Source organism: Halochromatium sp. (assembly GCF_046541315.1).
Classification (GTDB): Bacteria; Pseudomonadota; Gammaproteobacteria; order Chromatiales; family Chromatiaceae; genus Lamprobacter.
On sequence record NZ_JBKHDN010000242.1, the window covers coordinates 1 to 3,662 of the forward strand.

Annotated in this window: 6 protein-coding genes; 1 reads left to right on the plus strand and 5 read right to left on the minus strand. The window is 65.8% G+C overall.

Annotated features, from left to right (window positions below):
- Nucleotides 1–51 precede the first annotated feature (51 nt).
- From ACLFQI_RS12440 to ACLFQI_RS12460, 5 genes are read right to left on the minus strand one after another with little or no spacing between them, the layout of a single operon-like run.
- Complete coding sequence (locus ACLFQI_RS12440; RefSeq protein ID WP_410759783.1) at nt 52–759, minus strand: Na(+)/H(+) antiporter subunit B; 708 nt, start codon at nt 757–759, stop codon at nt 52–54.
- Nucleotides 756–1,028, minus strand: a complete 273-nt coding sequence (locus ACLFQI_RS12445; RefSeq protein ID WP_410759785.1) for a Na(+)/H(+) antiporter subunit B — start codon at nt 1,026–1,028, stop codon at nt 756–758. Before ACLFQI_RS12445 ends, ACLFQI_RS12440 begins: the two co-directional genes overlap by 4 nt.
- A gap of 39 nt (nt 1,029–1,067) precedes the next feature.
- On the minus strand, nt 1,068–1,388 hold the full coding sequence (locus ACLFQI_RS12450; protein WP_410759786.1) for a monovalent cation/H(+) antiporter subunit G: 321 nt from the start codon (nt 1,386–1,388) through the stop codon (nt 1,068–1,070).
- A gap of 12 nt (nt 1,389–1,400) precedes the next feature.
- Nucleotides 1,401–1,670, minus strand: coding sequence for a monovalent cation/H+ antiporter complex subunit F (locus tag ACLFQI_RS12455; RefSeq protein WP_410759787.1), 270 nt, complete (start codon nt 1,668–1,670; stop codon nt 1,401–1,403).
- A complete protein-coding gene (locus ACLFQI_RS12460) occupies nt 1,667–2,188 on the minus strand; it encodes a Na+/H+ antiporter subunit E (RefSeq protein ID WP_410759789.1) in 522 nt (173 codons plus the stop codon). Before ACLFQI_RS12460 ends, ACLFQI_RS12455 begins: the two co-directional genes overlap by 4 nt.
- A 303-nt stretch (nt 2,189–2,491) precedes the next feature.
- Between ACLFQI_RS12460 and ACLFQI_RS12465 the strand changes: the two genes are divergently transcribed.
- Nucleotides 2,492–3,580, plus strand: a complete 1,089-nt coding sequence (locus ACLFQI_RS12465) for a DUF2333 family protein (RefSeq protein ID WP_410759790.1) — start codon at nt 2,492–2,494, stop codon at nt 3,578–3,580.
- The last annotated feature ends 82 nt before the right edge of the window (nt 3,581–3,662 follow it).

Genomic DNA, 3,662 nt, shown 5'->3' on the forward strand with positions numbered 1-3,662 from the left:
GCCCGAGCGCGAACAACAGGATGCCGGCACCGCCGTAGAGGAACTGGACGCTCATCGACGCGGCTCCGCGAGGGACGAGGCGTGCGTGTGCGCGGGCGTTCGTATCGGCGCCGGCCGACCGCCCACATAGGCGGCGGCCAGGGTCGCGCCGATGGCGAGGGTCGCTGCCGTCTCGATCAGCAGGATCAACCACTTCGCCAGCCCAGCCGGATAGGTCAGGAACCCATGGCCAGTGACCGCGAGCACCAGGCCAACGAGTGTGAAGACGCCGGCGCCGAGCACCACCAGCCAACGCTGCCAGGCCTCGCCCGGCAGCCCCGCGCCGGGCCTGCCGGCGAGACGCATGACCACGCCGGCGGCGCCGAGCAGGGCGCCGGCCTGAAAGGCGCCGCCAGGGGCATGACCGCCGGCCCAAAGCAGATAACCGCCGGTAAGGATGGTGAGCGGCACCACCACGCCGGCCATCGCCGTGAGGGCGGGACCGGCGGACTGGAAGCCCGGCCGGGGCGGGCCGAGCGACCAGATGCCGAGGAGCGCGGCCAGCAGCACGCCGAGTTCGAGCAGGGTGTCATAGGCACGGTAATTCAGCAGCACCGCCGTGACCGGGTTGCTGACGCCGCTCTCCGGCAGGTGCTCGAGGGCCAGCGCGCCGAGGCCTTGAGTGGGCGCCAGCGCCAGGGTGGCATGGAAGATCCACAGCAGGAGCAGCGCGAGCAGCGCGACCAGGATGCCGATCAGCAATGAGAGATCGCGATTCATGGGGCCTCTCGATCCGCGTCGGTTGGGCGCCGCGCGGCGCTACGCGCCGCCGCCAGCATCAAGGCGCCGCCGATGCCGGCCCCGATCGCTGCCTCGGCGAGGGCCACATCGGGCGCGCCCAGGCGCGCCCAGACCAGCGACAACCAGAGGCCGAAGGCGATGAAGAGCATCACTGCACGGCGCGGTTCGGGACTGAGGATTGCGGCCGCCGCCAGCGCCAGCAGGGTGAACAAGAGCACGGCGTCAAAGGCGAGCAAGAGTGGATGCATGGGTCATCTCCGGCTGAACCAGGGCTCGGGATCGAGGGCTCAGTACAGGTCTTCATCTTCGCCATCGCAGCGCAGGGCGCGCTTAGCGATGAGATGGGCGCCGGTTGCCCCGGCCATCAGCACCAACAGCCAAAGCAGGAGCAGTTTGAGGCCATAGAACAGGTTTGGCGCGTGCGGCAGCAGGGCGAGCAGAATCAGCCCGAGGCCCAGGTTGTCGGCCTTGGTCAGGGCGTGCAGCCGGGTGAAGATATCGGGCAGGCGCAGCACGCCGACCGTGCCGGCGATAAAGAAGAAGGCGCCGGCCACGCCGAGCAGCACGGAGAGGCTATCGATGATCGGCGCGAGCGTGGTCTCGTCCATCGTGCGCTGCCCTCAGCACTGGTTGCGGCCGATACGACGCCGCGTGAACGCGGCCACCGAGACCGCGGCCAAGAGGGCGAAAATGAGCCCGACATCGATCAGCGCAGGGATGCCGAGCGCGGGCGCGAGCAGGACCAGGACGCCGATGCCCGAGGTGCCCAGCAACTGCGCGGCCATCATCCGGTCGGCCGGCGTCGGACCGACGATGATGCGGATCATGCCCGCCGCCATGGTGACGAGGAGCACCAAGGCCAGCGCGAGAAAGAACTCCGGCATGCTCATTGATACGGCTCCTGCGAAGGTTCAGGGAAGATCCGGCTGATGCGACGTTCCAGGCGTTGCAGCGCGGGCTCGAGATCCGAACTCGCGCCGAGCGCATGCACCTCGATGATATCATCGCGCAGATCGGCGCTCAGCGTGCCCGGCAGCAGGCTGATGCTATCGAGCAAGACCACGCGCGCCAGCGGATTGCGCAGGCTGAGCCGATATTGCTGAAACCCTGGCTCGATCCTAAGCCGGGGACGCATGACGCGCGCGGCCACATCCACCCCGCCACGCACCGATTCGAGCGCGAAGAAGGGCAAGAACCGCAGCAGACCCCAGATGCTCGGCCGGGCCTCTCCCGGCCGCTGCGGCTTCGCCGACAGCCTGAGCGAGGCCCAGGAGGCGAACAGCACCGTCGGCAGTCCGATGATCCAGCCAAGCGGATCGGCACCGGCCAGCACCAGCCACAGCGCGGCGTACGACAAGACATGGCCAAGCACCCGGAGGGGTTGGCGAATGGGGAGACTTGCGCTCATCTCGATCTTAACCCCTTGCTCGGTGGTATCCTAGTACCCGCTTGATCTGTGGTTGTCATCCGTTGTCTGTCTCGATGTGATCGCCGCAGCCTCGAGATACGCCGCAACCGGCGACAGATAGTCATGCGCGCGGTTGTTTTCAATGTTGTCCGGTTTCAATGTTGTCTGGCCAACCGCATTCGTGCGCGCCACCGCTGGTTGCCCCTTGAACGTCGAGTGCGCGCATCGAACCAGGGCGCCTGGGCCGTCCGCCATAATCAGCAAACCATCCTTTTCCCTTCAGCTCAAGCAGAGGTGATGCATATGAGCACACAAAAACCATCCGAGAAGCCCGACTCAGGCGCGTCCAAGGCCGGCGCCGGCAAGAAACAGGGGCGTGGCGCGCTTCGAACCCTGCTCGGCATCGTCGTCGTCATCGTCGTCGTCATCAGCGGGCTCGGAATGTACTGGTCGATCCAGCCGAAGCCTTTCGACGTGGTTGAGAACGTCAGGAAGCGCGCGGGTGACGATGCCATCACCGGCAGCGGCCGCGAAGCCCTTGCCACCGTCTCGGGCGACGTCTATGTGTCGACCGCGATCAGGGTGGCCGAGACCCTGCTGAAAAAGCCAGGCGGTTTCACCAAGAACGATATGCTGCCCCCCGGTGTCTTGATCGACAACATGCCGAATTGGGAGTACGGCGTGCTGACCGAGTTGCGCGACACGGTGCGTTCGTTGCGCAATGAATTCAGCCGCTCGCAGAGCCAGTCGATCGAGAGCGACGCCCTCAAGCGAGCGGATTCGGACTTCGCCTTCAGCTCCGATGCCTGGTTCCTGCCCTCCGCCGAGGAGATGTACAAGGATGGCGTCAAGCAGTTGGAGGACTATCTCGCGGCCCTGATGAACAAAGAGAGTAACGCGGGGTTCTTCGCGCGTGCCGATAACCTGCGCTCGCATCTCGAGGTGGTCGGGAAACGGCTCGGCAGCTATGGCCAACAGCTGGCGGCGAGCGTCGCCGATCCGGCGCTGGCCTCAACCCTTGAGGATAAGAGTTCGGATGAGATCGAGCAGATGTCCGAGGGCGTGTCGGCGCCGGTCGTGCTCGAGCGCACGCCCTGGACCAAGATCGACGATGTCTTCTATCAGGCGCGCGGCTACAGCTGGGCCTTGCTGCACTCGATGCAGGCGATCCAAATCGAGTTCCGCCAGGTCTTGGAAGACAAGAACGCGGTGGTCTCGATGCAACAGATCATCCGCGAACTCGAGAACGCGGTGGTGCCCAAGTACAGCCCGATGGTGCTGAACGGTCACGGCTTCGGCGTGCTTGCTAACCACTCGCTCATCCTGGCGTCGTATATGGGACGGGCCAACGCCGCGATCATCGACTTGGGGTCTCTGCTGGAGCGCGGGTGATCGATGGCACGCACGCCCACCCCGGAGGCTTGGGTGGGATCAGGCGATTGACGGAAATCGCCTAAAGGAAACAGGGGGCCTT